General features: G+C 61.5%; 27 protein-coding genes. 16 read left to right on the top strand and 11 right to left on the bottom strand.

Annotated elements, in window-relative coordinates:
• Nucleotides 1–238 precede the first annotated feature (238 nt).
• The 3 genes from H6718_04290 to argJ form a co-directional block, all read right to left on the bottom strand.
• A complete protein-coding gene (locus tag H6718_04290) occupies nucleotides 239–2,893 on the bottom strand; it encodes a response regulator (protein ID MCB9584588.1) in 2,655 nt (884 codons plus the stop codon).
• 63 nt (nucleotides 2,894–2,956) lie between these two features.
• Complete coding sequence (locus tag H6718_04285; protein MCB9584587.1) at nucleotides 2,957–3,409, bottom strand: PDZ domain-containing protein; 453 nt, start codon at nucleotides 3,407–3,409, stop codon at nucleotides 2,957–2,959.
• A gap of 3 nt (nucleotides 3,410–3,412) precedes the next feature.
• Complete coding sequence (gene argJ / locus H6718_04280) at nucleotides 3,413–4,612, bottom strand: bifunctional glutamate N-acetyltransferase/amino-acid acetyltransferase ArgJ (protein ID MCB9584586.1); 1,200 nt, start codon at nucleotides 4,610–4,612, stop codon at nucleotides 3,413–3,415.
• A gap of 419 nt (nucleotides 4,613–5,031) precedes the next feature.
• On the opposite strand from argJ, the gene H6718_04275 reads away from it, so the two are divergent.
• Complete coding sequence (locus H6718_04275; protein ID MCB9584585.1) at nucleotides 5,032–5,382, top strand: hypothetical protein; 351 nt, start codon at nucleotides 5,032–5,034, stop codon at nucleotides 5,380–5,382.
• A 1-nt stretch (nucleotide 5,383) separates the two neighbouring features.
• On the opposite strand, the gene H6718_04270 is transcribed toward H6718_04275, so the two are convergent.
• Nucleotides 5,384–6,085, bottom strand: coding sequence for a siderophore-interacting protein (locus H6718_04270; GenBank protein MCB9584584.1), 702 nt, complete (start codon nucleotides 6,083–6,085; stop codon nucleotides 5,384–5,386).
• Nucleotides 6,086–6,996: 911 nt separating this feature from the next.
• Between H6718_04270 and H6718_04265 the strand changes: the two genes are divergently transcribed.
• Nucleotides 6,997–8,130 carry a site-specific integrase gene (locus H6718_04265; GenBank protein ID MCB9584583.1) on the top strand — a complete coding sequence of 378 codons (1,134 nt, stop codon included), beginning with the start codon at nucleotides 6,997–6,999 and terminating at the stop codon, nucleotides 8,128–8,130.
• A gap of 395 nt (nucleotides 8,131–8,525) precedes the next feature.
• Here the strand turns inward: H6718_04265 and H6718_04260 are convergent, their stop codons facing one another.
• Together H6718_04260 and H6718_04255 are read right to left on the bottom strand one after the other, a co-directional pair.
• Complete coding sequence (locus tag H6718_04260) at nucleotides 8,526–8,858, bottom strand: hypothetical protein (GenBank protein ID MCB9584582.1); 333 nt, start codon at nucleotides 8,856–8,858, stop codon at nucleotides 8,526–8,528.
• On the bottom strand, nucleotides 8,855–9,574 hold the full coding sequence (locus H6718_04255; protein MCB9584581.1) for a hypothetical protein: 720 nt from the start codon (nucleotides 9,572–9,574) through the stop codon (nucleotides 8,855–8,857). The genes H6718_04260 and H6718_04255 overlap by 4 nt, the downstream gene beginning before the upstream one ends.
• A gap of 331 nt (nucleotides 9,575–9,905) precedes the next feature.
• Between H6718_04255 and H6718_04250 the strand changes: the two genes are divergently transcribed.
• From H6718_04250 to H6718_04220, 7 genes are all read left to right on the top strand, one after another.
• Nucleotides 9,906–10,064 carry a hypothetical protein gene (locus H6718_04250; GenBank protein MCB9584580.1) on the top strand — a complete coding sequence of 53 codons (159 nt, stop codon included), beginning with the start codon at nucleotides 9,906–9,908 and terminating at the stop codon, nucleotides 10,062–10,064.
• 32 nt (nucleotides 10,065–10,096) lie between these two features.
• Nucleotides 10,097–10,636 carry a hypothetical protein gene (locus H6718_04245; protein MCB9584579.1) on the top strand — a complete coding sequence of 180 codons (540 nt, stop codon included), beginning with the start codon at nucleotides 10,097–10,099 and terminating at the stop codon, nucleotides 10,634–10,636.
• A 485-nt stretch (nucleotides 10,637–11,121) separates the two neighbouring features.
• On the top strand, nucleotides 11,122–11,430 hold the full coding sequence (locus H6718_04240; GenBank protein MCB9584578.1) for a hypothetical protein: 309 nt from the start codon (nucleotides 11,122–11,124) through the stop codon (nucleotides 11,428–11,430).
• Nucleotides 11,431–11,617: 187 nt separating this feature from the next.
• Entirely contained in the window at nucleotides 11,618–11,767 is a 150-nt protein-coding gene (locus H6718_04235) for a hypothetical protein (GenBank protein MCB9584577.1), read from the top strand.
• Nucleotides 11,764–12,363 carry a hypothetical protein gene (locus H6718_04230; protein MCB9584576.1) on the top strand — a complete coding sequence of 200 codons (600 nt, stop codon included), beginning with the start codon at nucleotides 11,764–11,766 and terminating at the stop codon, nucleotides 12,361–12,363. The genes H6718_04235 and H6718_04230 overlap by 4 nt, the downstream gene beginning before the upstream one ends.
• A gap of 237 nt (nucleotides 12,364–12,600) precedes the next feature.
• Nucleotides 12,601–13,461 (top strand): hypothetical protein, encoded by an 861-nt coding sequence (locus H6718_04225; protein ID MCB9584575.1) that lies wholly within the window; start codon nucleotides 12,601–12,603, stop codon nucleotides 13,459–13,461.
• A complete protein-coding gene (locus H6718_04220; protein MCB9584574.1) occupies nucleotides 13,461–13,982 on the top strand; it encodes a CopG family transcriptional regulator in 522 nt (173 codons plus the stop codon). The genes H6718_04225 and H6718_04220 overlap by 1 nt, the downstream gene beginning before the upstream one ends.
• An 800-nt stretch (nucleotides 13,983–14,782) precedes the next feature.
• On the opposite strand, the gene H6718_04215 is transcribed toward H6718_04220, so the two are convergent.
• A complete protein-coding gene (locus H6718_04215) occupies nucleotides 14,783–15,160 on the bottom strand; it encodes a hypothetical protein (GenBank protein MCB9584573.1) in 378 nt (125 codons plus the stop codon).
• Nucleotides 15,161–15,367: 207 nt separating this feature from the next.
• Here H6718_04215 and H6718_04210 point away from each other — a divergent pair, with 207 nt between their 5' ends.
• On the top strand, nucleotides 15,368–15,652 hold the full coding sequence (locus tag H6718_04210; protein ID MCB9584572.1) for a hypothetical protein: 285 nt from the start codon (nucleotides 15,368–15,370) through the stop codon (nucleotides 15,650–15,652).
• 382 nt (nucleotides 15,653–16,034) lie between these two features.
• Entirely contained in the window at nucleotides 16,035–16,295 is a 261-nt protein-coding gene (locus H6718_04205; GenBank protein ID MCB9584571.1) for a hypothetical protein, read from the top strand.
• Nucleotides 16,296–16,402: 107 nt separating this feature from the next.
• Here H6718_04205 and H6718_04200 read toward each other — a convergent pair whose 3' ends face one another.
• From H6718_04200 to H6718_04185, 4 genes are all read right to left on the bottom strand, one after another.
• Nucleotides 16,403–17,059, bottom strand: coding sequence for a hypothetical protein (locus H6718_04200; GenBank protein ID MCB9584570.1), 657 nt, complete (start codon nucleotides 17,057–17,059; stop codon nucleotides 16,403–16,405).
• A gap of 40 nt (nucleotides 17,060–17,099) precedes the next feature.
• The gene (locus H6718_04195) at nucleotides 17,100–17,792 is read right to left on the bottom strand and encodes a hypothetical protein (protein ID MCB9584569.1); all 693 of its coding nucleotides are present in this window, start codon (nucleotides 17,790–17,792) and stop codon (nucleotides 17,100–17,102) included.
• Nucleotides 17,793–17,804: 12 nt separating this feature from the next.
• Entirely contained in the window at nucleotides 17,805–18,080 is a 276-nt protein-coding gene (locus H6718_04190) for a hypothetical protein (protein MCB9584568.1), read from the bottom strand.
• A gap of 525 nt (nucleotides 18,081–18,605) precedes the next feature.
• Nucleotides 18,606–19,331 (bottom strand): hypothetical protein, encoded by a 726-nt coding sequence (locus H6718_04185; GenBank protein MCB9584567.1) that lies wholly within the window; start codon nucleotides 19,329–19,331, stop codon nucleotides 18,606–18,608.
• Between the two features lie 212 nt (nucleotides 19,332–19,543).
• Between H6718_04185 and H6718_04180 the strand changes: the two genes are divergently transcribed.
• The 5 genes from H6718_04180 (at nucleotide 19,544) to H6718_04160 (ending at nucleotide 25,391) form a co-directional block, all read left to right on the top strand.
• Complete coding sequence (locus H6718_04180; GenBank protein MCB9584566.1) at nucleotides 19,544–20,167, top strand: hypothetical protein; 624 nt, start codon at nucleotides 19,544–19,546, stop codon at nucleotides 20,165–20,167.
• A 119-nt stretch (nucleotides 20,168–20,286) separates the two neighbouring features.
• Nucleotides 20,287–20,790, top strand: a complete 504-nt coding sequence (locus H6718_04175) for a hypothetical protein (protein ID MCB9584565.1) — start codon at nucleotides 20,287–20,289, stop codon at nucleotides 20,788–20,790.
• Complete coding sequence (locus H6718_04170; protein MCB9584564.1) at nucleotides 20,783–22,342, top strand: DEAD/DEAH box helicase family protein; 1,560 nt, start codon at nucleotides 20,783–20,785, stop codon at nucleotides 22,340–22,342. Before H6718_04175 ends, H6718_04170 begins: the two co-directional genes overlap by 8 nt.
• A gap of 29 nt (nucleotides 22,343–22,371) precedes the next feature.
• Nucleotides 22,372–24,006, top strand: a complete 1,635-nt coding sequence (locus H6718_04165) for a DUF935 family protein (protein MCB9584563.1) — start codon at nucleotides 22,372–22,374, stop codon at nucleotides 24,004–24,006.
• Nucleotides 24,003–25,391, top strand: coding sequence for a S49 family peptidase (locus tag H6718_04160; GenBank protein ID MCB9584562.1), 1,389 nt, complete (start codon nucleotides 24,003–24,005; stop codon nucleotides 25,389–25,391). Before H6718_04165 ends, H6718_04160 begins: the two co-directional genes overlap by 4 nt.
• Nucleotide 25,392: the final 1 nt, after the last annotated feature.

The following is a 25,392-nucleotide window of genomic DNA, read 5'->3' as shown; positions in this document are numbered from 1 at the left end:
AGGGTTCGTGGCGGTGCGGTGCCGAAGCCGCTCATCGTGGAGTCGATGAGACTTGAGCTTGAGAGCCCGACTCGTGTCAGGCGCTGCGTAACGGGCGGGACCCTAGCAGCGAGTCGGCGGCTTGTGAACCGGAGCGAGGGCTCACGCAAGCTCCGAGCGATTCATACTCAATAATTCGCGCAAGTCACGCGCGGGCTTGCGAAGCCTTCGTCGAAGGCACGCTGAAGCGCCCTGCTTTTCAGCCTTTCGGTCCCAGCAGGCTGTCGAGGGTGCGCACGAGTTCGGCTGCATCCGCAGGCTTGGTGATGTACGCACTCGCGCCCGCGTCGAAGCCTCGGAGCGTGTCGAGGCGGGCGTCTTTGCTGGTCACCATGACGATCGGCACTTCGGCGTAACGCGGGTCCGCGCGCAGTCGCCGCGTTAGCTCGTAGCCGTCCATTCGGGGCATCATCACATCCGTGGAAATCGCGTCGAAGCTCTCCTTCGCTGCGATCTCCAGGGCCTCCCCACCGTCGCTCGCGGTGACTACCTCGAAGCCAGCTTGGGTGAGCTCGCGTCGGATGGCTTCGCGAATCGTGTCGCTGTCCTCGGCGACGAGCACGCGCGCGCGTGCCTGGCCATGGGCCCTCCCCCCCGACTCGGCCAAAGCACCGAGAGCCATGCTGGCCGCTACGGCGGAGCTGCCAAGGGCGTGAGCGCCGTCCCGACTGCGGGTCGCTACCTCCGCCAGGTCCACCACCAACAAAATCCGATCACCGACCAGCGTCGCACCCGCCGCGCAAGGCGTGCCGGCGAGCAACGGGCCAAGGCTCTTGATGACCACTTCGTGCCGACCGAGCACCTGCTGAACCAAGAGCCCGAATCGCTCCGTGCCGAGCTCGATGATCACCACGCTGTGCTCGGCGCCGTCGCCCAGGTGACTCGTCATCGTCGAGCCGAGCCCCAGCAAGCGCGCCAGATCCACGACCGGGATCAGCTCGTCCGCGACACGCAAACACGTGCCGCTGCCCACGGCCTCTAGCTCGGAACCAGTGACGGTTTGTGCGCTCGCAACCGCTTCCAGGGGGATGGCGACGAGCTCGCCACCAACGCGCGCCGCGAGGATCTGCGTGATCGCCAGGGTGAGCGGGAGCCGCAGCTCGAGCAAGGTGCCGCGCCCCGCCTCCGAGTCCAAATGAATACTGCCCTTCAGCTTCGAGATCGCGTCCCGCACGACATCCATGCCAACTCCGCGACCCGATACGTCGCTGACTTGAGCTGCGGTGGAAAATCCAGCGCGGAAAATCAACTGGAAGCTATCAGAGTCGGAGAGCTCTCGCGCTTCGCTCGCGCTGAGGATCCCCTTCTCCTGAGCTTTCTGGCGCAGCTTCTGGGGATCCATGCCGCGTCCGTCGTCTTGGATCGTCACCAGGATCTGTCCGCCGCGCTGAGTTGCCCCGAGCACTAGGCGTCCCGCGCGAGGCTTGTTCGCCCTCAGGCGTTCGTCTGGCGCTTCTACACCGTGGTCTACCGCGTTGCGTACCAGGTGCAGCAGCGGATCTTCCAGTCGCTCGACGAGGACCTTGTCGAGCTCCGTCTCTGCGCCGACCAGCTCCACACTGACTTCCTTGCCGAGCTTGTGGGAGAGCTCGCGCACTGTGCGTTGGTACTTCGAGAACAACCGCGAGATCGGCACCATGCGGAGCTTCATCACGTCATCGCGCAGCTGACTCACCGCCAGGCCAAGCACGCTGAGGCTGCTGTCCAGGTCGCCTTGAGTTTCGCGTAGCACGCGCTCCGTGCGCTGTAGCTCATCCGCCACGTTGCCTCTCCCCGAACCGCGCTCCAGCGTTTCCGGGAGGTTTTTGATCCGGGAAAGCTTCTGCCTGAGGCTCGAGAGCTCGCGGGCGAGGGTGCCCTGAGAGTCCGCAGCGGCGGTGAGCCGGCCGCGCGCCAGCACGACTTCCCCGACCAGATTGAGCAGGCGATCGACCTTCTCGAAATCGATGCGTAGCGTTGCGGACGCCTGGCTGGATGCGCGTGGCGCCTGGGGTTTGGGGGGGAGGTTCGCCGCAGCTCCACTCGCGGCGCTTGCTGCGGCCTTGGGTGCCGAGAACGGCACGACCTCCGGGTCCTTCAGCCGCTGAAGTAGCGTCCCCACCTCCACGTCGATGGGCGCGCGCGCCCGCGCCTTGTCGACGATCATCCGCAGTACATCGAGGGTCTCGAGCAAGACGTCGATCAAGCCGCGGGTGATCTCCCGCTTGCCGTCTCTCAGCTCGCCAATCAGGTCTTCCGCGAGATGCGCCACGCGGTTCATCTTCTTGAGGCCGGCGAATGCGCTCGAGCCCTTGAGCGTGTGGAGATCGCGAAACAGCTCGCTCACCAGCTCACGGTCGTTTCCGCGCGATTCAAGCTCGAGCAGGCGCTCCGACAAGCCCTCGAGGCGCTCGTTGCACTCGTCGAGGAACGCGCCGATCATGTCGGGATCCAGCGTTGGTCGCCACACGCTGTCATCGCCTTCTTCTTCAGCGATCGCGTCGGGGACGGCGTCTGAGGTCTGGGGCAGGTGCGAGCGCAACGTCTTGGCGCGCGCCTTGAGCTCCGATTCGTTGACCCGGGCGCCGCTCTCGTCGCCGTGGGCGAGGGCCTCCGCGGCGGACTCGAGGACTTCCAAGGCGCGTTCGAGATCACCCTCGGGTGCATCGAGCCCTGACGCCGCGGTCGCGAGCGCTAACTCCCGCAGGCCGTCGACGCCAAGCAGTGCGGCATCGACCGCGAAGGGCACGAGCGCAGCCTGGAGGCGGGACTCTCGATCGCCGGACTCGGCGCTCAACGCCTGACGTGCGGATTCTAGGCGTGCCGGAGCCAACGCCAGGAACAAGTCGTAGAGCTCCTCCGACCCCAGAGACACGGCTCGCACCGTAGCACGCTTGTCCCGAGTGCTGGAAAGCCTCCAGTGCGACTGCCCGCATCCTCAGGGGGCTGATTCCGCGCTGCTCAGCGGGTTCTCCGAAGCGGGCTCGCTCGTAGCTGGCGCTTGGCGGGGCACGGCGCTGCGCTTCAGCGTCACTCGGATCACTGCGTCTCCGCGCTGCAGGGTGAGGTCGATGGGTTGATCGATTTCGCCGCTGAGCAGACGGTGGATCGTCTTTGCATCCAGCTGGCGGACGTCGATGCCGTCGATCAGCAGGAGCTCGTCTCCAGCTTGCAGCCCGGCTTTGCCCGCGGCGAGCTCCGGGGGCACCTCACGCAGGGTGATCCTGCCGTCGGGGGACTGGGCCAAGACAGCGCCGATGGTTCCCTTGTTTTGCGCCGGCGAGCAATCGACTTGGGTGAGGAGGAGGGCGCACACCAAGAGCACCTCACCCCCAAACCCGGCCAGGCGGGAGTTTGGGAATGATTTCCCCGGGGAAAATGCTGGGGACATCGCTCAGGTCCGGTAGCCGGCGTTGACGTCGACGTAGCCGTGTCCGAGATCGCAGGTGGTGTAGGTGAAGGCGTGGGAGCCACCGCCGAGGGTCAACGTGATGCTGTAGTTGTCCGTCTTCATGATGGCGGTGGCCTTCGCCTCTGCCTCGACGCCCAGGCCCATGCCGTGTTCGCAGATCAACACGTCGCCCACGTGGATGCTCGCTTGCTTTGGGTCGAAGAGCACGCCGGACCGCCCAGCAGCTGCGAGCAGGCGACCCCAGTTCGGGTCCTTGCCGGTGAGAGCGGTCTTGACCAGAAGCGAGGTCGCGACGGTGTGCGCTGCCTTCCGGGCATCTTCGGCGGTGGTGAGCCCAGCAACGGTGATCGCGACAGAGTGCTCGGCGCCTTCTCCGTCGCGCACCATCAGCCTTGCGAGCTCCTTGCACACCTCGCGCATCGCGCGTTCGAGGCTGTCGCGAGATGCCGTGCCAGCGTGCACTCCTGAGGCGAGGGCGAGCACGGTGTCGTTCGTGCTGGTGTCGCCATCGACGCTGCAGGCGTTGAAGGTGACTTGGCTTGCCGCGAGCAGCGCAGATCGCAGACCCTGCGCGCTGACCTTCGCGTCCGTCAGCAGGTAGGCGAGCATCGTCGCCTGGGGAAGGCCCGTGTCCAGGTCAGGGTGAATCATCCCGGCGCCTTTGGCCATGCCGAGCAGCGTTGCTGGGCCAGCGTCCGTTTCCACGGGGCACTGGACTAGCTTGGCGAAGCGATCCGTCGTGAGGATGGCGTTCGCGAAGGGAACGGCGTCCTCCTTCAGCTCTGCCACCAAGCCGGCGGCGTGGGCCACGATGCGCTCCGCGGGCAAGACCTGGCCGATCACCCCCGTGGAGCACGGCAGCACGAGCTCGGGGGCGACACCCAGCGCCTCCGCGACCGCCTGGCTGGACTGCAGGGTTGCGCGGGTTCCCGGTTCGCCAGTGCACGCGTTGGCGTTGCCGCTGTTGACGAGGATCGCGCGGGCGACTCCGCTTTGCACCCGCTCGTGGGCGACCTCGACCGGAGCGGCGCGGACGATGTTCTGGGTGAACACCCCGGCAGCCACTGCGTCTCGATCGCAGGCAATCAAAGCGAGATCGGGGCCGCCACGCTTCTTGATGCCGGCGCTGATGCCAGCAAAGCGAAAGCCAGGGACGAGGTGCGGTGCTGTCGGTTCGGTCAAAGCGGCGCGAGCATAGCCGAATCAACCAGGGTTGTCCCGGGTGGGTTCAGTTCGTGATTCCGCCCATTCCACTGTAGATTTCAGTGGCTTCGGCGAAGGGCAGGCCGCGAAGCTCCGCATCGGCGAGGGCCTCTGTGAAGTTCTTTAGATCCAGCGCGACCTCGCCATCTTCCTCCGCGACCTCGCTACCTCATTGCCGCGGGGCAGCGACACGCTCGACGGGCAGATGGGGCAAGATTGCCTCATCGATTCGCGCATGGTCGACCGGGTGAAAGCTCGTGTCGTCCCCCATACCGGGGAGAATGCGCGGGGGCTCGTGCGAGGGGAATAGCTTTTGTCCAAGGCTTCGCAGATACTCCGCCGACGGAGCACGTGGCTCGTGCTCCCCGTGACAGTTACTTCAAAAGGGGCGATTGGTTATGGCGCGTTGGGATCTCGTCGGACCGTTGGCGATCGTTTTGTTCGGTGCGCTGTTTGCCTGCAAGAACAAGGCAGACCCCGCGGTGGTCAAGGGGAGTTGCGACATGCGCGCGGGCTCGGGAAGCGGCTCCATGATCTGCATCGATTTCCACGTGGAACCAAACGAAAAGGTGAGGGCAATCTGCTCTCCTGCGGCTGGTTACACGCTATCCACTGGCGCTTGCGATCGGACGGGTGCCCTGGGTGGCTGCCGCAAGGGCAACCTCACCAACTGGTATTACACCTCTTCCATACACACGACGGCCGCCCAGGTGCAGGCAACGTGCACGGACGAGTTCGTGAGCCCTTAGCTCAGTCAAGGCCGCGCTTGCCCGGCGCCCAATAGGCCTTCACGGTTTGCTTTCCCCGCGACCTGGCGTCGCGCAGCCCGCTGCGCACGCTCTGAATCGTGCGAGCGTTGCCGGTGAGGACTGCGGACGCTGCTCCCAGCGTATCTTGCAGGCGGAGCAAGCTGCTGCCGAGTTCGCTCCGGTGTGCGTCGCCGACTTGGCGCTGCACCAACGTTACGCGCTCGAGTTCGAGGGCGTCGAGTGCCAGACGGGTTTCGTCCACCGAGGTCACCTCGAGTAGCGTTGCGCTCCCCCGGTGGTGTTGTTCGAACAGCGTGGCCAGCGCGATCGACGTCTCGTCACCGACCAGGATGGTGGGGGCTTGGACCCGAGGGAGGTCGATGGAGGCTCTGGGCCCAAACGCCATCACCCGCGTACCTTGTCGAGCAGAGCTGGCCCACTGACTCCCCGGGCCATTGCCGTGCAGATATACGAGGAGGCTCAGCGTGCCCGCTTCGCTATCCACCTCGAATGGCGTGTAGGTGCGTGAACCTTCGTCCAGCATCAGCTGGAGCTTCGCACCCGGAGTGAATTGCCGCAGCGGCCGGCCGCTGAGTTCCAACAGCCGGAAGCGCGGCCCCAGCGCCTGGACGTTGGCTACCTCCAATTCGTTGAAGAGCAGTCCGCCCAGCGTGTCGCGCAACAACCGCTTCGGGTTCAGCATGAGCGTGCCCTGGAGCCCACGTGCGGTGAGGCAAGGGGCAAACGACGGAAAACAAAAGACAGAAGGCGCCCAACAGGGCGCCTGATCATAGAGCCACCTTCCGGACTTGAAACCGGGACCAAGGCAAGCACCGGAGCGATGGGGCGTCTCCGAGAGTGAGCCTGGTACTCCAGCAAGGTCCAAGTCCGGAGAACAAAAAACAGAAGGCGCCCAACAGGGCGCCTGATCATAGAGCCACCTTCCGGACTTGAAACCGGGACCAAGGCAAGCACCGGAGCCGAGAAGCGTCTCCGAGGTTCGAGCCCGGTACTCAAGTAAGGTCCAAGTCCGGAAAACAAAAAACAGAAGGCGCCCAACAGGGCGCCTGATCATAGAGCCACCTTCCGGACTTGAAACCGGGACCAAGGCAAGCACCGGAGCCGAGAAGCGTCTCCGAGGTTCGAGCCCGGTACTCAAGTAAGGTCCAAGTCCGGAAAACAAAAAACAGAAGGCGCCCAACAGGGCGCCTGATCATAGAGCCACCTTCCGGACTTGAACCGGAGACCTACGGTTTACGAATTGTTCAATTTTTTCACGAAAGCCTAGAAAAATAGGAGGTTTCCCTAGGTTTCCCACGCTCTCGCTCGACTGGTTTCCCCGTAGTTACCCAGAAAGTGCCCCAAGAAAAGTCCTGCACTTTTCTCGTCGGTGTATTCGTGAAGGTGCGAACGACGACGAAGAAGTGGATGTCCCTGGCTCAGGCCGCTGACCACCTCGGTGAATCCGTAGACTCCCTGCGGAAGAAACTCGAGAGGTCCGCAACCCGATCCACGGATGGGGTCACCCAAGCGAACATCGACGGGATCGAGGCGAGGAAGCTCCGCCGACTCTGGAAAGTCCGGCTCAGTGCCGGCTGGCTATAGGAGGCGAAGATGGCCGTCGTACGACGCATGATCAAAGGTCAGAAGTATTGGGTGATCGATCGGAGGTTCACCTCTCCGACGAACGAGGAGCGGTACCGGCGAGTCGCCAAGGTGCAGAACCGCTCAGCTGCCGAAGCCGAGGAGCGTGCACTCATCGAGGTGTGGCAGCAGTACGGAACGCTGAAGCCAGAGGTCCCAACCAAGACCCCTAAGAAGAAGGTGAAGGGCAAGACTTGGGACGACGCCGTGAAGCACTACCGGGATGTCATCCTCGTGACCAAGAAGCCGTCGACGCAGTGGAGCTACAACCAGGTTCTTGAGAGCAGCCACATGGCTCACTGGTTGGGCTGGCCCTTGGATGAGATCACCAAGGTCGAGATCGAGAAGTGGGCCGCGACCCTGATCAAGGAAGGCCTCTCAGCGTCCTCACGACGCAACCAACAGGTGATGCTCCGAACCGTGCTGAAGTCCGTCGTGGGCACGATGGTGGACGACACGCCCGTGTTCCCGTCACTGCCCAAGGTTGGGCGTACCGCAGTCGAAGCACCGGACCCTGAAGACGTGAGGAAGCTTTTGGGGGAGGGGGACGACCCAACTCAGCCCGACCTCGTGAACGCCCAACGTCGAGCTGGAAGACTTGCGTTCGCACTTGCGGCCTACGCTGGGCTCCGAGCTGGTGAAGTCCGTGCTCTTCGTCGTCGTGATGTGGACCTCAAGAGAGGGATCATCACGGTCCGCTTGGCTCGGACCTACGGGAAGGAAGCACCGCCCAAGAGTGGTCACGAACGTGAGATCCCCATCACGGGTCCGCTGATGACGCTCCTCAAGCCTCGGCTCAAAGCAATGCCTGACAACCCCATGGCCTACGTGTCGATGTCCGTCGGACGCGATGGGAAGGATCAGGTGTGGGGTGACTATGGATTCCGTCAGGCTCTGCTGCGTGCGTGTCGGCGGCTGCGGATCACCTGCGACAAGTACCACGGCCTCCGGCACTACTTTGCGACCAGCCTCTTTGCGAGCGGCAAGGTCGACGCCAGGACTGTGCAGGGCCTCTTGGGTCACAGCTCGCTAGAAGTAACGCAGCGCTACGCACATCACAGCCTCGACAGGGCACGGGCTGCCGTGGAGGCCGTGTGGGGGTGAGCCGTGTTCATGATGAACACGGTTCAGTTGTCGCCATGATGGGGACAACTGAGTTGTAGCGATGATCGCTACAGCTGTGGCCATGAAGGCCACGACTCAACCGTTGCGATCATTGGAAGGGCCATCGCTCCAGCACCACGACCGCCAGGACCAGCACCACGATCGTGATCCCAACGGCCACCCATCGTCGATCCGAACGCTGCTCGCATCGACACAGCTCCATCGGCTGGTCGCAGCAGTCCAGGATGATGGGTGGTAGCTCAGGGCCTGGCCTCACTGGCAACGGATCTCCAGTACCTCTACCGTCACCATCATGGTGACAGTTGGAAGGTGACCCGGGCACCAGCATGTACGAGATACCCACGAGGGGTGCTGATGCCCGGGTCGAAGTTGATTCACACGACCCCCGTCTCCACATACGCTTCGTACCCCCTCAAGAACACGTCCACCCATCTGCGTGCACCCTCGTGATCGAAACGAGGGGACCCCTGGTGGTAGCCCGCGTACCGAACCCAGAGAGTGTAGAGGCCCGAACCGTTGGGCTCGATGTTGAGCTTCAGGTCTTGAGGGTCAGCGTCTTCTGACTCTTGGGGGTTGGCTTTGAGTTTTTGGGGGTCGAGGTTCTGGATAAGTGTTTCCACCAGAGAACAACGATCCAGGTCAACGGCATCCACATCCCCTTTGACGCGGTAGCGTCCTGGGGTTGTGGGGGTGACGATGGCGATCACTGCACCTCCAGGTCGTAGCTAGCCACCACTTGGGTGACCCAATCGATCAGGTCTTCACGGACCTGCTGACGTGGTCGACGGGCATCGGTGTCGTCGTAGAGGGAGACCTGAGTCGTGTGGCATCGGTCGTGGACCGAAGCGACCACATGGTATCGGCTGGCGTCACACCGGATGTGGAGGTGCAGGCCCTTCCAGGTCGCGTGGTCGTCCTTGGATGCTGTTCGCTTTGCTTGGACCTCAGCGATCTCCGCTGCCTTCCTTTCTGCGACGTACCGATCAGTGTCGCCGTCGTAGAACACCTCGAAGAGGTAGGCCCCGCAGATATCACGGACGAACTCGTCCAACCGCTGGTGCTCCGAGGTGTGCCCCTTGAAGCTTTTCGCCAAGTGTTCGCCGTTACGGGTAAGGCCCCTGCAGATCAGCTCAACGGTGTCGTCCTCGAAGACGGTGAAGTGCACTGCCATGGTCAGCGGACCGGGAGCCCCGTCAGGGAACAATGGCTTGGGCAGCCCACGGGTTTCTGCGTGGATGAACCGCACGATCTCAGCCGACAGGACGGCGTGGAGGTTCTTGCGGAGTTCGTCGAAACCGCCCGAAACCTTCAGGGTCTCGGAGCCCGTCACTCGAATCCCGCCCTCGATGGGATCGAGTCGCAGGGCTAGGCCGGGGTTGATGCTGACGGATGATGTCGATGTCTCAGATGATTTAATGCTCATGCATAGAGCGAGTTCATCAACGGACTATTGCGGGCTTTCCGGGCGATCTGAGAAATCGACATAGGGGGTGTCGATCGTTGTTAAGGATCGCGGGTCGGAAATCGTAGTACCCGCATGACACCCCCCGACAGCGCGCGCTCCAGGCCAGCCAGCCCTACGGCTGTGTGGCGGAACCAGCTGTTTTCCTGCGGCTTCGAGAAAATCGACATTGCCCCTGTCGATTTCTGCCCGTGGAGAAGCTTTCGGCGATCGCCATCGGTGTAGTCGATCAGCAAGGAACGAACGACACGAACTTCCACTTATCAGCCCCCCGTGGGTGAAAGGAGCCCTCATGGCCATCAAGCACACAGATCAACCGTGGCGGTGGATCAAAATCCAAATCCCCGCAGAAACACACAAGGACCTAAAGGCACGGGCAGTGGACGAGGACACGACGCTTCAGGCGCTCGTACTCGAAGCGCTGCAAGCGTCCCTGAAGAAGAAACGATGACCACCAAATTCAACACGAAAGGAACACAGAACATGAAGAAGCGAACCACCAAGAAGACCAACACCAAGAAGACCAAGCAGCTCCGAGAGTGCGACCTGGCAGGGCCCGATGGGTTCCCCAGCCTCGATTTGTTCGGGACTCTTGATGAGCGCCTCAAGGCCAACAGCGGTGGCGTGTCGATGGCTGACCTCATTGCTGCCATGGGTGGTGATGGTGATGGGCCTCTGAAGGACGCTCCAACCGAAAGGGCGATGCGTCGAACCATCAAACGGCTGAACCTCACCACGCTCATTGCCTCTGAGGACAAGTGGGTGTGGGACGGGTATGGCGTGACTGTTCCGCTCACGAACGGCAAGCATGCTCTCCGCATCGTCTACGACGAGGACTTCCGCTTCGTCCATGTCGTCAGGCCTGATCGTCCAAAGGCCGAGGCTCTCTGGTCCTCATGCCCCGTAATGGCCCGAGACCCCTACTTCCAAAAGGTGGTGTTCAGAGCCCTGGCTGAAAGCACTGACGCTGAGATCCAGGACCTCGCTGCACGTATTGACGTGCTCCGCAGAGCCGCAGCCTGAACCCCAAACCCTAAATAGTCGGCGGCCCCGAGGAGCGGCAACTCCCGGGGCCTCCATCATCCAACACCTCGATAGCCATACGGAGATATCAGACCCATGAGATGTACCACACGAACAACCGTGGTGGCAGCCCTGCTCGTTGCAGGCTGTGCCACCGCCGTAGACCCCACAACCAACACCGCCTCCACGTCTGGAGGTGAACTTACGACTGGCAACGAAGAAGTCCCGCGACTTCCCGAATTGCCAAATCCCTGTGGCAAATCTGAAACCGCGGTCCTCGTTGGCGAAGGCCAATGCCTACGAGTCACGGGGTACCACTGGTCTCCGCACCACGGTAGATGGTGGGGAGGCTGTGCCACCCACTCCTGGAACGGACTCTGTGATCAGGACCTCACCATCTGTGTTGGTGAAGGCAGCAGTGTGGATGAACTCGGTGACGAGTGCACTCCGTGTGACCCGGATGCAATCGGGGATTGGGGGTCGACATGAAAGTCAAAGACCTGATCGCCGCACTCCAAGCGGAAGACCCGGAAGCCGACATCTACATCGCCACCTCGGGAGGCATCGCCGGTGACGAGCATGCCGTAGGTGAGATCATCACGCGGGACGAGTGGCTCGAACTGCCGTGGGACGGCGGCGTGCGGCACCCTGACCGCCCGACGGATGTCCTCCTGTATCAGGGGCAGCACGTGAGGGTCGCCGAGGACTATCGGCAGTTGAAGAGCTGGCGTGAGTGCTCTGAAGACGAGAAGACCGCACTGCGGAAGAAGTGGGGAGGCGACAACTTCGACTGACCCTCAAATACAGGGTTCACGCCCTTGAACTTGAGTACTCAGCCCAGCTGACCACTTTCGATCTAGAGGGTGTATTTGGTTTGGGCATCCCTCAAATTGGTGTCTGCATGGGGGTGTAATTCGAGGTCCGAACCGGAAAACGTACGAATCTACTTATAGGCCTCCTTAAGGCGAAAGGAGGCAACTCATGCCGTACCCGAAACCCGTCCTACACGTCACTCCGGACCTTCACCAAGCCCTGAGAATCCAGGCAGCCCTGGAGAATCGCCGGCTTTCTGACCTCGTGAAAGAGATCCTGAACGAGGGCCTCGAGAAGCGAAAGGAGGCTCAGAGATGAACCTCCGCAGCCTGATCCCAACCGGAACACCCACGGTCGAGCACGTGACCGTCACTGATGAGTACGTGGAAGTCATGCTGCACTATCAGCATGAGCTTTCGCTGCACATCAGGACGAGCAGTCCCGCGGCGGGCATTCATCTACTCTGGGTCGCCCGTGCCCTACTGAATGGGAAGCGTCCGTCGTTCATTAAGGGGACTTCACTTCATGTTGAGTTGCCCGAGAAGGGCGTGATCGAACTGTCCTCTGTCTACCGCGGCATTGGCCCATTCTGGAATGCGATTGGCGGCGGCCTCGGATGGCTTGGCGACAACGAGGTCGCCTCAGTGATGGCAGTGGGGCCCATGAACAAGCCGGACGCTCGATGTCACGTCTTCCATGTGCCCGCACCTCGCCACCAAGAACCGTGGCAGTGGCCAACGGTGGAATGCTCAGTAGTGACGGAGCAGCCCACACCGTGGCGGACACTCCGCCTGAAGCCGGACATGAGGGACAGCTACATGTGGGGGCTCTTGACTCGCTCACTGGTGCTCTTTCCTGGAGGGAGTGCACCGGAGGATCGCAAGGGACCCAAATTCATCGTCACACCCAAATAGCGAAGGGGGCCCCGTCAGCTGGAGCCCCCTTCTCACCCATCGAACGAACCAAAGCAGGAATCGAACTATGTCTACTACTACACCAACAAGAAAAATATCCCTGGAGAAAATCCGAGACGCCGTCTGGAGCCGCATGGCGGGGCTGCCAGTCTGCCCGAAGTGCCATGGCCCCGTTACGGGTAGTCATCATCCCATCTGTATGTCCAAGGTCCTCTTGGCGAACCTCAGGAGGGCAAAATGAGCGACCAGGAACTGTGGGACGAGCTGCCCACCAGGTTGGCTGACACGACCCTCAAAGTCCTGGAGGCCATGGCCAAGCTCGAGAAGCCCTCAAGGGGCTCTCCAGAAGACGAGCGTCTGGCTCTTGAGGAGAAGGCTACCAAAGTTCAGGCGGGATATGACCGCCTGGAAGGCCTGGCTCGAAAGACCCTCGGCAATGGCACCAAGACTGGGGTCAGTTTTTTCGCATGGAAAGGTTTGGTCTGGAGGGACCGCCGGTACAAGCACTACGACGGGGTGCGAGGGTACTGGCGGCAGCAGGACGCCGATTACAAGGCCTACAAGCGGGCCTACGACGCCAGAACCAGAGCCCTCAAGAAGGCCAACCTCTGGGAGCAGGCCAAAGCCGCTCGGAAACTCTGGCGTGCCTACGAGGCCCTGGCAGACGGCCACGGCTCGCCGGATGTCACCAGTCATGACGACCGGCATCGCCTGGTCCACGGCCTTGTGGAGGCCCTCGACGATGGGGAGAAGACAGGCCTCTACTGTGAGAGGTGCAGCAAGGCAGGCTGCGTCCACTACCCGACCACTGACCTTGGGTACTGGCTTGAGCGGGCCCGAGAACTCGGCCGAGTTCGGAGAGCAGACCGGGGGATCTCCACAGCGGAGTTCCCCGAGCTGCCGGGAATGGAGGACATCGAGCTGGACGACTTCGGAGGGCCGGGTATCGACGAACCACCGGACCACGAGGAAGACGACAAGCTTTGGTCCGCTCCCGAGAGGCCCGACTATTGGGAGCCACTGCCTCTGGAGGGTGACGACCGCCCATACGACGAGGACGACTTTGAGGACGAAGACGACGACTGGGAGGCAGCCTGATGGCCAGCGTCACCATTCACCTCAGCGAGGCCGAAGTCGAAGCACTGGACCAAGAGGCCAAGCGTACCGGCGTCAGCCGTCACGCCTTGGCCTTGGAGGCCTTCCGCCGAGGTTTCACCACCGGCTCTCTGGATGTCCCTCAGCGTCGGGCTAAGGACGGGAGCAAGGCCGAGCTGAACCGCATCGCTCACCTCGAGAGGAAGGCCTACGAGGTCGAGAACCCTGAAGCTCGCCACGCCCTCGTCTTGGAGCTGCTGAACGCCCTGGAGGCCCATTGGCGTTCCGCCACCCCGAAGACTGAGAAGCGTCGGTGGGCCCGGCTCCGGGACAAGTACGTGGAGTACCTCGGCATTGTAGAGACGGAGCCGCTGTACCTCGAGGTTGCCCTCCGCCTTCTCCTCCTGACCAAGCCAGACCTCACGGCCAAGCAGGCCAAGAAGACGGCTCACGCCCTGTGGATCAAAGAGCTTGAGAGGCGAACCGGGGAGTCGTCAGAATTTGGAGAGGCCTCAAGTGCCTGAGATCTCTTCCAATTCCGATATTCTGAAGTTGCAGTCACGCCATATGTATCTGGGATCTCTTTCCATTGTCTGAAAGCTGCAGGATCTGACACCCCCAAACCCCCATATAGAGCTATGGCGTGACTGCAAGATCAGAATATGGATTAGAGCTTGGATATCAGACAGTTAGAGAGATCCAAATTCTGAAATCGGAAAGTCTGAATCGGTCTGAAAGTCTGAAGTCTGAATAGACAATTCAGAATATGCTGTCGGTGGAAAGTTGGATGGGCAAAGGGTTGGGGGAAATCCAAGAGAAGGGATCTTGGCCGGGAGAACAGAGCTTGGCCAGAGAAGGGCAAAGCAATCCTCTCGGGGGAAGGGGCGGAGCCCCTACCAATCCCCGGGCTCTTGGCTTTGAGCGGAAGCTCCCACAGCGTGCTCTTGGTCTTCGTCCAACAGACCACAGCGTGCTCCCGGCAGACGGCCCGTAGGGCCCCTCTGCGTGGAGGTGGCGGGGCTTGGTCCTGGTGGGCCGATGGCGTGCACCACCCGAAGGCAGCTTGGCCGTGAGGCCCTCTGCCTTCGGGTGGTTGGGGGATCCACGACAGAATACACACACAAAGGTCTTTTGATTTGGATCCCCCGCTTCCAAGAAGCCCCGCAGGGGATCCACGACAGAAGAGGATCTATGTGTGTATTCTGTCGTGGATCCCTCTGAAGTCGGGATCATGGGATCCCGTAGGACGTGGATCCCTCGGGGTGCAGCTGAAGCTCAGACCACAGCGTGCTCCCGGCAGGCCGGCACCCCGAGAGGCTTTGCTCTATCCGGCGGGCCATATCTCGTCGGGAAGTGCGCCAACAACTCGAGCGAACTCTTCTGAAGACACTCTGGCGGCTGTCGTCACCCTGCTGGCCCATTCCCCGTTGTTGTCCAACGTGTACGCAATGTAGGCCCGGTGCTCCTCGGGACTCCGCTTATTGAGTAGGAACCAGTTGCTGATGATCCCTGGGAGCCGACCAATGAGATGAGCCTTCTTCGCGTTCCGGTTCCATTCGCACGACTCGGCTCCAAGCGTCATTGCGTCATGGAGATCGCTCAGGCGTTTCTCTCTGGCCAGAGCCCTCATCATCTCGGTGATGACGTCAGTATCCCCTTTGGCGCTGACCAGCTCGTCCCTCTCGGTCTGATTCAATCCCATGTCTTGCCTCCTAGAAAGGCATGGACGCTCACTCCCCAAGCCCCACGCGGTCAATACCCCCGTGGAAATCTCCACAGAGGCAGAACCTCTGAAGACCACCCGGAAGCACGGGTGGTGTCACGGCGGGGCGAGCTAGGGGCTCATTGGTCCTTCCCTCTGCGGCAGAGGGGTGCCAGGATCGTCGGCTGTCCAGAGACGGAGGTCGCCATGAGGAACGAAGACGAGGACGATGAGCTGGAGGACGACGAAGACGAGGACGAGGACGAGGACGACGACGACGAAGACGAGTTCAGTGACGACTACGACCCGGAGGCCCCGGACCCTGACGAGCACCGTGTCGCGTGTGATTCACCGTGGACTGAAGAGCAGAGGATGTGGGGAGGTCGTCCGGTGTACGATCGCAACGGCTGCCCAGCGAATCAGAGGATCGATGGTGGGCTCGAGTACACGGAGAGTGTGCACAGCGCCCACTACGACGATGACGACGATTAAGTGCTCCACCCAATCCGGGCCCCTTCACGAAATTGCATCGAACACGCACGATCCAGCCTAAAACAGCTGGATTTCTGATCGCCTCGGAAAAGACTCTCGTTTTAGGCCGATATATTGAAAAGTGCCAAATTTACGGCATTTTTGCTATGTTTTTTAGAGCCAAATTTGGCTCGATTTGCGATCGGACCCCCCGGGGCAACAGTATTTAGGGGGTTTGACGCCGGGGGCCATCCGAAAACGCGTTCGTAAGTAACTTCGTTGGCGAAATTTCCCCACAACCACAGTGTAAGGAGGACACACCTACAGGTAGGTTTGTCTACAGTAGCAGCGGACGACACTCGGGGGCGATTGAGCCACCCATCGAGGTTGGGTATGGGGACTCATGCCCCACTTACGTGTTGGTCTCGCGTTGACCCTTGGGTGCCTGATGCTCGGCTGCGCAAGCCAGCAGAGCACAGTGACTCAACGTCATGCCTCCCAGTTTGACTGCTCGGCCGGGCAGCTGTCGGTGACCGAGATCTCTGACAGCGTGTGGCTGGTGAAGGGCTGCGGCCCCAAGGCCACCTACCTCTGCACCGCCAAGACAACCTGCGTCCTCGAGAGCGTGGAGGGTGGAGACACCACGGTGTCCCCTAAGGAGTAGCCACACCAGGATGGGGAGGTCTAGTTGTCGCCGGCCACCGGGCCGACTAGGCGGCGAGGTGTGGGCCAGGACCTCGGGAGTTCCCCACACGGGCCGAGTACCGAGTACTAGCCTCCGGCCCGTACGCGGTACGCCCGCTGCCGGCAGGCTCCCGAACAGTACGCCCGGTCAGACCGGCCGTACATCTCAGTGCCGCAGACGGTGCAGCTCCTTCCAGGCAGCCTAACGCTGCCGAACCCGGACATCAGCCGGCTGAACCTCTCCACGTAGGGCCCGACGTACACGAACGCCGACGTCGTCAGCGGCCTCCTCCCCTTCCTGCCCGGCCTCCAGAACTCCACCCGGTGGTCCGTCACCACGAGCGGGTACCGGTACAGCTGGGGCCACCAGGTCCTATCCGGGACATGCGACACCATGAGGACCCCCGCCTCGATCTCCCCGTCCTCGTACGCGGCGGTCATCCGCTCGGCCCATCTGGCCTGGCTGGAGTCGTTCCTGTGGGCCCGACGACCAAAAGGCGGGTTGAGCCACACGCGTCCCCACCAGGGCTGCGTCAGGCCGTCGTCAGCGGCCGTGTAGATGTCCTTGGCCTGGACCACCGCGTTCGCCGCAGGGCAGGACGCCGGGTCCAGGTCGATGGTGCCGCCTAGGACCCTCCTGGCTGCATCGACGTAGACCGAGGGCGTGTACCAGTCGTCGGAGGATGACGAGTACAGGGTCGGGGTGTTGGGGGCGTTACGGGTACGGGTGACGGAGGCGTTCACTCACGGACTACGACGCCCGACCCTCAGATCTTAACAACGATCAGGCCTTCTTCGCTTTTTTCCTCAAGGCTCGTTGGGTGACCGCCTTCACACCCACTGAGCGCTTACTGGCCTTCTTGGCTGCCTTGGCCCTCGCCCTTGCCGTCGTCATCTTCGGGCCGGCCTTCGCTGCCTTCTTCGCAGGTGCCTTGGCAGCTCTTTGAAGGTACGCCTGGACTGCTGGCTTCTTCGATGCGGGGGTCGCCGGCTTGGACCGTCGGTCGAGATAACGCAGGAGCCAGTCGGTGGAGATGTAGATCCCACTAGGACGCTTCACTAGGGCTCCGACGGTGGTCAGAGCATCCAATGCAGCGGTTGCTTCGGACAGGGGCAACGCAAGCCCCACGTCCCGGCGGAATTGCTCTGCAAGATGCTCAGGCCACAGGCCCAACGACACGTGTCTGAGCGAACCCTGGAACATCCTGAAGGCTGACTCGTAGACCTTTCGCCGGATGGCCCCTGCGGCTTTGAGGAGCCGATCAATGGCGGCGATTTGGGAGGGGTCGAATGGCAGCCGCTGAAGATCTGTCGCGGGAGCCTCGAACTCCGTATCGCCGATCTGAACCCGCACCAGCTTTCGACCGCCGACGCCAAGCGGGCCTCGATCTTCGACGACCGTCCCCTGGACCTCACGCTTTCCCAGTAGAAACTGGACGTGAGCGCCAGGTAGGAACTTCGCTTCAGGATCGGCCATACCCCGAGCCTATCACCAGGGTGACACTCCCACCACTTGCGTCAGGTACTCCCTCAGAACCTCGTCCATTGACGTAGCGAGGCCGTTGCATGCGCTTCGCCACTTCTTCACTTGGAGCAGAGGCAGGTTTGGATCTTGGTTCGGCACCTTGGTCCAGTCCTGGTGCGCAATTGCGTTCCGCCAAGTCATCAGGGTCCTAAGCTTCTCGAAGCGTGCGGCATTCCGCTTGTCGTGTGCCTTCATGGTCTTCATGAAGGGGGCGAGCCCAATCCGTTCGAAGTCTGTCACCAGACTCCGCTCGTTTGGGTTACCGTAATCGAGAGCCCTTCCAGCCGTCATTGCCATTCGGAAAATGATTCGAAACGATGGGTTAGCCTGATTAACCAACACATTCACGCCCTCGGAATGCAGTCCCCTGGCAAAGGCCTGGAAGTAGGACGAAAGCATGGCGGTGTGGTTGTGATTCACCTGCACCGCCCATCGCTTCCCACGAACCGCCTTCCGATTCGCTTCCAGGTCCTTCTCTGCTTCAAGCGCTTGGGTACGCCATTGCTGAAGTGAGGTTGACGGCATGGCCCCGAAGTATCGCCGGACCGACGGGGTACCACTACCCTGAATCCACTTGTAGCCAACCCCAAGTAGGCACCCGCTCCTCAGCTTCAGGGACCGGTCCTGCTCACACGCCCCCCGTGATCACCTTGGTTCGGGGGGCGTGTTCTATTTGTGCTCCCGCACTGATGGCTCAGGGTTTTCAAACATGCCCCCTCAGCAATGGTGTTGAGGGGGCGCACCTATTTAGGGGTCCGCCTGATCCTATTTGGGTCGGCTCTTCCCCTTCTTGAGGGTGATCCCATCCCGCGGTTTTTGGTACCCGCTCACCCCGTCCCACTCGTGAGTCTTTTGGTATTCAGGGTCGTGCCATTGAGGGAGTGATACGGCTCGCAGGATGTTCCAAAGTTTCTGATCCACGAGGCCCCCAAACAGTTTGGCGTGCGGTTCAAATTGGGGGTTGGTCTTGGCGATCTTCTTGAGTCGTCTCGTCCCGGTCATGAGACGTGCTCGAACACTTCCTTGCGTGACCCTTAACTCTTCAGCCGTAGCGCTCTGGCATGATGTGTCTGCGATCGAAACGAGCACATCAACAATTGGGGTCTCGGGGATCACGGTCATGAGGTCCGCCCTCAACTCTTGAGGATCGAACGTCGGCATATCCACATAGAATTTGAGCCGCCTCACTGCACGCTGAAGCCGGTAGGACACGGCAGCTTGTGTGATGCCAAAGACGCCGGCGATCTCCGACTGCTTCTTCCCGAGCTGAAAGTACAGCTGGACGATGTCCGCCTCACGTTCAGGTAGGCGATCCAAGAGCGGTTCGATCTTGGACTCGTAGTCACCAGGGGAGAACCCCTCAAAGACATCATCCGTCGTGGGCTCCACGACTCCGTCTATGTGATCCGCGATCTCCTCTCGTGGGTCGTAGCTCGATCGTTGAGCTAGGTCTGCGGGATCGATACCAACGAAGAAGGGAGTGGACGCCATCACTTCTAGCCGGGGTATCGATAAATCATCGATGCCCCGTCTAGGGCGTGCCTGTCCCATATTTCCACAGCCAATATCGAGATGAACCGGTGGAGTTCGCCCGAGAGGTTCTGGGCATCGAGCCCACCCCTCAACAGGCTGAGGTCCTCCAGGCCCTTGTCCCAAGCAACGCTCGAGTCACCGTTCGAGGCGCTAACAAGTCGGGCAAGACCATGGCTCAGGCAATCGCTGCCGTCTGGTTCTACGCCACCCACGACGATGCTCGAGTGGTTCTGATGGCCCCTAGTCGAGGGCAAACTCAGGGCGTGGTCTATCGTGAGGTCAGGCGTCTCATTGAGGGAGCCCGAGTTGCCATCTTCGGTGACGCCCACAGCAACGTGATGATCGGGGTGCGCTATTCTGACGGCAGGTCCATAGCAGGGACCAACGCTACCTACGGGTACTCCGGTGACATTCTGTTCCTGGGAGACGAGGCCTGTGGGATCAACGATTCCATATGGCAAGTCGTGGGGAGTACCGAGAGAGTCCTGATGACGAGCACCCCTAACCGAGAGAATGGGTACTTCTATCGGTCGCATCATGAGGACAGCAGCAGCTGGACACGCTTCCATCTGTCAGCGTTCGACGTCGTTGAATCCGGCATCCCTGGCCTGGCTACTCACGAGTGGCTGAACCACATGCGTGCGACCTACGGGGAGACCTCACTCACCTACCGCAACCGGTGCCTAGGCCAGTTCCGCAGGAACGCCGAACCCGACCCCGTGGTGGAGCCCATCGTGGTGGCACCGCCCGGACCCACTCGACATGAGCGACTTCGAGGCGAGTACCTGCTGTGAGGATTCGGCGGATCCTTTGATTGATCCGCAGAGGCGTGCCCTCTACTGATCGACACAAGCCGAAGGAACCCAACCAAGGGGCGTACCTACTCAACCGCTGCGGACGAACCCGAGCCGAGGTGGAGCAGCTCCTTGGGTGGCCCTCGAACACGCTGACCCACTACTACCAGGGGGATCGGCTTCCGGGAGCCAAGAGGCGCAAGGCCCTCGAAGCCAAGCTCGGGATCCCAATTACCGCATGGGATCAACCCGAGCAGCAGGTTGAAGTTGAAGAGCGGCAGGCAGTTGAGATCTCGGATAACGCCTCCACGGCCGAGCTGGTCAGTGAACTGCGCAGCGAAGCCATCTATCAGCTGCGGCACCTACGGACAGCAGACCTCAGCCCCGAGCTGCGGTTCAAGCTGGCGGACAAAGCGACGACCCTCATCACCAGCTTGGGCAAGCTCACGGGTGAGTCGGCCGCCATCACCGAGTCGAAAATCCTGAAGTCGCCTCAGTGGCAGCGGATCGAAGAGGCGATCACCGACGCCCTCGAGCCTTACCCCGAAGCACTCGAAGAAGTCCTCATCGCACTCAAGACGCTGAGGGTCGAGCGGTCCCCGGGAGTTGGTGGCGATGGCTAGGGCAGCGGGCCCCAAGACGTTTGTTGGCTCACTCGAGATCGCTCTTGAGCGAGTCCGACAACGGAGGATCGAAGCCGAGACGGTTAGCCCTGAGGAAATCTATAGGGACGACCCGGTTGGGTTCTCAAGGGACGTCCTCGGACTCGAGCCCACCCCCAAGCAGTGTGAGATCCTCGAGGCCTGTCGGGACAACCCAAGGGTCAGCGTTCGTAGCTCGCACAAGGCCGGCAAGAGCACGACGGCAGCCATCCTGGCTCTCTGGTTCTATTTCACCCGTGAGGATGCACGGGTCATCTTACTCGCCCCAACGAACCGGCAATGCAACGGCATTCTCTACCGAGAGATCAAGCGGCTCGTACGGAACGCCAAGATCAGGATCCCGGGTGAGGTCTACGACACCGTCCAGTCGGGCATCAAGCACCCGGCACTCCGGGAGATCATTGGTGTCGCTGCCACCCACGCTGAAGGGCTCGCCGGATATTCCGGCCGGAATCTCCTCTTCATCATCGACGAGGCCTCGGGCGTAAAGGACGAGCTGTACGAGACGATCCAAGGCAACTCTGCGGGTGGCTCGACCATCCTGCTGCTGAGCAACCCCACGAAGGCCGAGGGGTTCTTCTTCGACTCTCACAGGAGCAAGGCGGACCTCTTCGTGACGTTCGCCATGAGCGCCTACGACTCGGCCAACGTTGTTGCTGGTCTAGAGGGTGGTGAGGCGATCCCGGGTCTGGCGACCAAGAGTTGGATCGAGCTGATGCTCCGGGAGTACGGACCCGAGAGCCCAATTTTCAAAGTAAGGGTCATGGGGGAGTTCGTGGAGTCGAGCACCGATCGGATCATCCCGATCGCTCTTCTCGAGGCGGCCCAAGACCTCTGGCATGAAATGGTCGCAGCGGGTCCCATCGTCATTGGGTGTGACCCTGCTGGCCCTGGTGAATTTGGGGATGAGACGGGTTGGGCCATTCGAGTAGGCCATAAGGTCACTGAGGTTTTAGGGGATCGTGGACTCACAGCAGATGGCCACGTTACGAAGCTCCTTCAGCTGATCGCCTCGACTCGAGCCAAGCACAAGGGGTGCAGCCCCGAGCCAGCAACCATTGTGTTGGACTCCGAAGGCTCGGTCGGTGCGGACGTCTACTCGTCCCTCATCGTGCACTCACGACTGCACCCGAGCGATTTCAAAATCATCCGAGTTAGGTCCAGCGAGAAGGCCCGCCAGTTCAAGATCTACGGGAGGGTGAACGATGAGCTTTGGTCCAACGCTCATGACCACCTAGCTCGAGAAGAGGACCCCATCGCACTGCCGGTGGACAGCCTCTTGGACCAGGACCTCACGACACCTAGTTGGGAGGTCGACACGTGGGGCAAGCAGCGGGTCACGTCGAAGAAGACGCTCCGACAGATCATGGGGCGGAGCCCTGATCGTGGTGACGCCCTGTGCTTGTGCCTGTGGTCACGCCCCGCACGAAGCCAAGCAGCAAGGCAGGCCCACGAGGGACAAGGCCGACGTCGTCGTGAGCTGCCGAGTCCCTATGGTGGGCTCGGTTACTGAGTTTCTACTTGTGGAAACCGCCTCAGCGTATGGCATCGCTGTGGCAGAGGACGTTGAGCGCTCTTGGGTTCGGGGACACCCGACGGGGCACAGGTCCGTCCGCCAAGACCATCAAAGAGGTTCGTGATCGACGTGGTGGCAACATCGCCCCTCTCCCTCAGGTCCAGCTCCAGTACCTCCAGCGTGACCTCGTATCGGCTCAGTACGCAGCGGCCCAGGGGATCATCGGCCCGGCTGCGAAGATCATGGCCTACGCCCGCCAGGACGGGCTCTTCTCTGGTCTGCTGCAGACCCGGACCTCGGGATTGGTCCGGTTGCCCAAGCGGTTCTACGGCGACTCGGACATCACCCAAGAGTTGGCTGCACGGACGGGGACCGAGAGCCTGTTCGACTGGATGTGCCCGCCTAGTGAGCTGGCTGCACTCGTCGCTGACGGAGACCTTCTAGGTGTTGGGGTCGCCGAGATCAGAGACGTTCCGGGCTTCGAGTTCCCGAGACTCTACAGGCTCGACCCTCAGTTTCTTAGGTACCGGTTTGAGACGAACCAGTGGTTCTTCCAGAGCGTTGTGAATGAGATCGAGATCCGCCCTGGTGAGGGGAAATTCGTAATTCATTTACCATACGGATTGACCAACCCTTGGGCCCAAGGCCTGTGGGCTGCCTGTGGCCGGGCCGTCATCATGAGGGACCACGCCGAACTACGGCGGATGTCCTACAGCGCCAAGCACAGCTTGCCGGCTCGTATCGCAACCGCACCACTAGGCACGGACGAGCCCACACGACAGGACTGGCTAGACGACCTCGAGTGGAGTGAGAACGCTGTCTTGGAGGTCCCGCAGGGCTTCGACGTGAAGCTCCTGGAGAGCAACGGGCGTGGCTACGAGATCTATCAGGTCGAGGTCGACAACGGTGCCCACCACCTAATGATCGCCCTGGCGGGTCAGGTCGTTAGCACCGAAGGCGGCAAGGGATTTTCCACGACGGATTTGCACCGGAGCATCCGGGCGGACATCATCCAGGCGAGTGCTTCGGCTCTAGCAGGGACGCTCAACACGCAGTTCCTCCCCTTGGTCAGCGTGATGCTCAAGGGCGAGGAGGTCCTCAGGGATCGGTCCTACGCTCAGGTCGAGTACGACACACGGCAGCCGAAGGACATGGCCAGTCAGGCCAGCACCCTCGTTGCTGTTGGTACTGCCATCACCACGCTGTCTGAGGGCCTAGCCAAGTTCGGCGAGCAGCCTGACGTCCGGCGGCTCATGACCGACTTCGACATTCCCCTTCTACCCAAGAAGGTTGTTGAACCCCTCGACATTGAGATCGACACCAGCGACTTCGACGACCCCAAGAGCGAAGGCGTTGATGTTGATCAGCTGGCCAAGGTGATCGATCTGGCAGAGCGGGTTGGCTTGCAACCTACGAAGCAATCCATCTCAGCTGTCGCTGGCAAATTGGGGGTCACCACTGAGGACCTGCCTGTCACGAGTGCCAAGGTCGCCAAGCTCGACTTGGCACCGACCGACCTCGCAAAGGTGGTCAGGACCAACGAGGCCCGACAGTCGCAGGGCCTTCCGCCCATCGAAGATCCGAAGGGCGAGAAGTTCATCTCGGAACTCGGGCAACCCGAGGCTGAGGATCCACTTGTGGGGATCGGAGATCAGGAATGAAGACTCCTGCTCCTATCGCACGTCAGGCATTTGGGTCCGGCCAGGGACAACCCCTAGCCATCGCCCCTAGTGCACTCACGATGCTCTTCGCTTCAGGCTCAGGGCCTGAAGTGGAGCGTGTGGGGAACGCTGCTGTGGTGCCCATCGTGGGCCCGCTCAGTGCCACCCCGGGCTTCTTTCTTAGCTACGGGGAAATTGTGGAGATGGTCCAGGAGGCAGCGGACTCCGACGCCGCTCAGATCGTCCTGCGGATTGACTCTCCTGGTGGGGACGTCGCCTCGCTCTTCTCCACGTGCAAGACGATCATTGGGATCGCCCAGAAGGCTGGAAAGCCGCTCATCACCTACGTCGATGGGATGGCGTGCAGTGCTGGCTATGCCCTCGCTCTGTGCGGCCAGGAGATCCACATCACCGACACGAGCTGCGTGGGTCACGTCGGCGTGCTGAACGTGATGGGCTCCCACTACCGAGCCGACCAGAACGCTGGCCTCGACTTCGCCGTGATCACGAGCGGAGCACGCAAGGCTGATGGTCACCCCCTCGTTCCGTTGAGCGAGCAAGCAACTGCCTCGATGCAGACACAGGTCGATGACTTGGCGTCCGTGTTCTTCGAGTTCGCTGCTTCGAGGCGGCCAAACATCGCCGCTGATGGGTGGAGAGCACTCCAAGCCAACAGCTTCATTGGGGGTCGTGCTGTCCAGCAAGGGTTGGCCGACTCCATCTCAGATTCTTTTTATGCCCCAACGGTGAGTACGATGGACGAACTCAAAGAGGCCCTAAAGGCCATGCTGGATTCCGAGGACGAGGAGCAGGCCAAGAAGGCCAAGAAGGCTCTTGCTGCCCTCGAGGGTGAGGACGACTCCGAAGAGGAGGCACCCGCAAGTGAGGCCTCTGAAGAGGAGCCCGCTGCTGAGGATGCTCCGGCGGAGGACGATGAGGAAGACAAGGAGTCCGCTCCTTCGGCTTCGGCGTCAGTCGACGTGCTCAAGGAGCTGGTGTCCCTCAAGCGGGAGATCAAGGCCCTCAAGCAGGTCGACGAACGCAAGGCTTTGATGGCCAAGCGTCCCGACCTCACGAGCGACTCCAAGTACCGGGCGTACATGGAGCAGCTGTCGTTGAAGGACCTTCGACAGGCCGTTGCTCTCACCCCCAAGAACCCGGCTCCGAATCCGGCAGCCGCTGCCCAGGTCGTGCCCACCAAGGGCAAGGACCAGGTGACCACCTTGGGCCAGGCCTACAAGCCCGCTCCCGGTGAGCCCGACGTGGCGGCCCTCATGGGTCTCCGGGCGGAAACTCCCGAGGTCCACTCCAAGGACGGCGTGACCGTCTACTCCCGCATGACTGCATCTCAGGCCCGTGCCGCTCTAGCGGCCAAGGCCAAGTGAG

This window comes from Polyangiaceae bacterium, from assembly GCA_020633205.1.
Lineage (GTDB): Bacteria > Myxococcota_A > Polyangia > Polyangiales > Polyangiaceae > JAHBVY01.
Note: the sequence above shows the minus strand (reverse complement) of the source record. Positions and strands in the feature narration are given on the sequence as shown.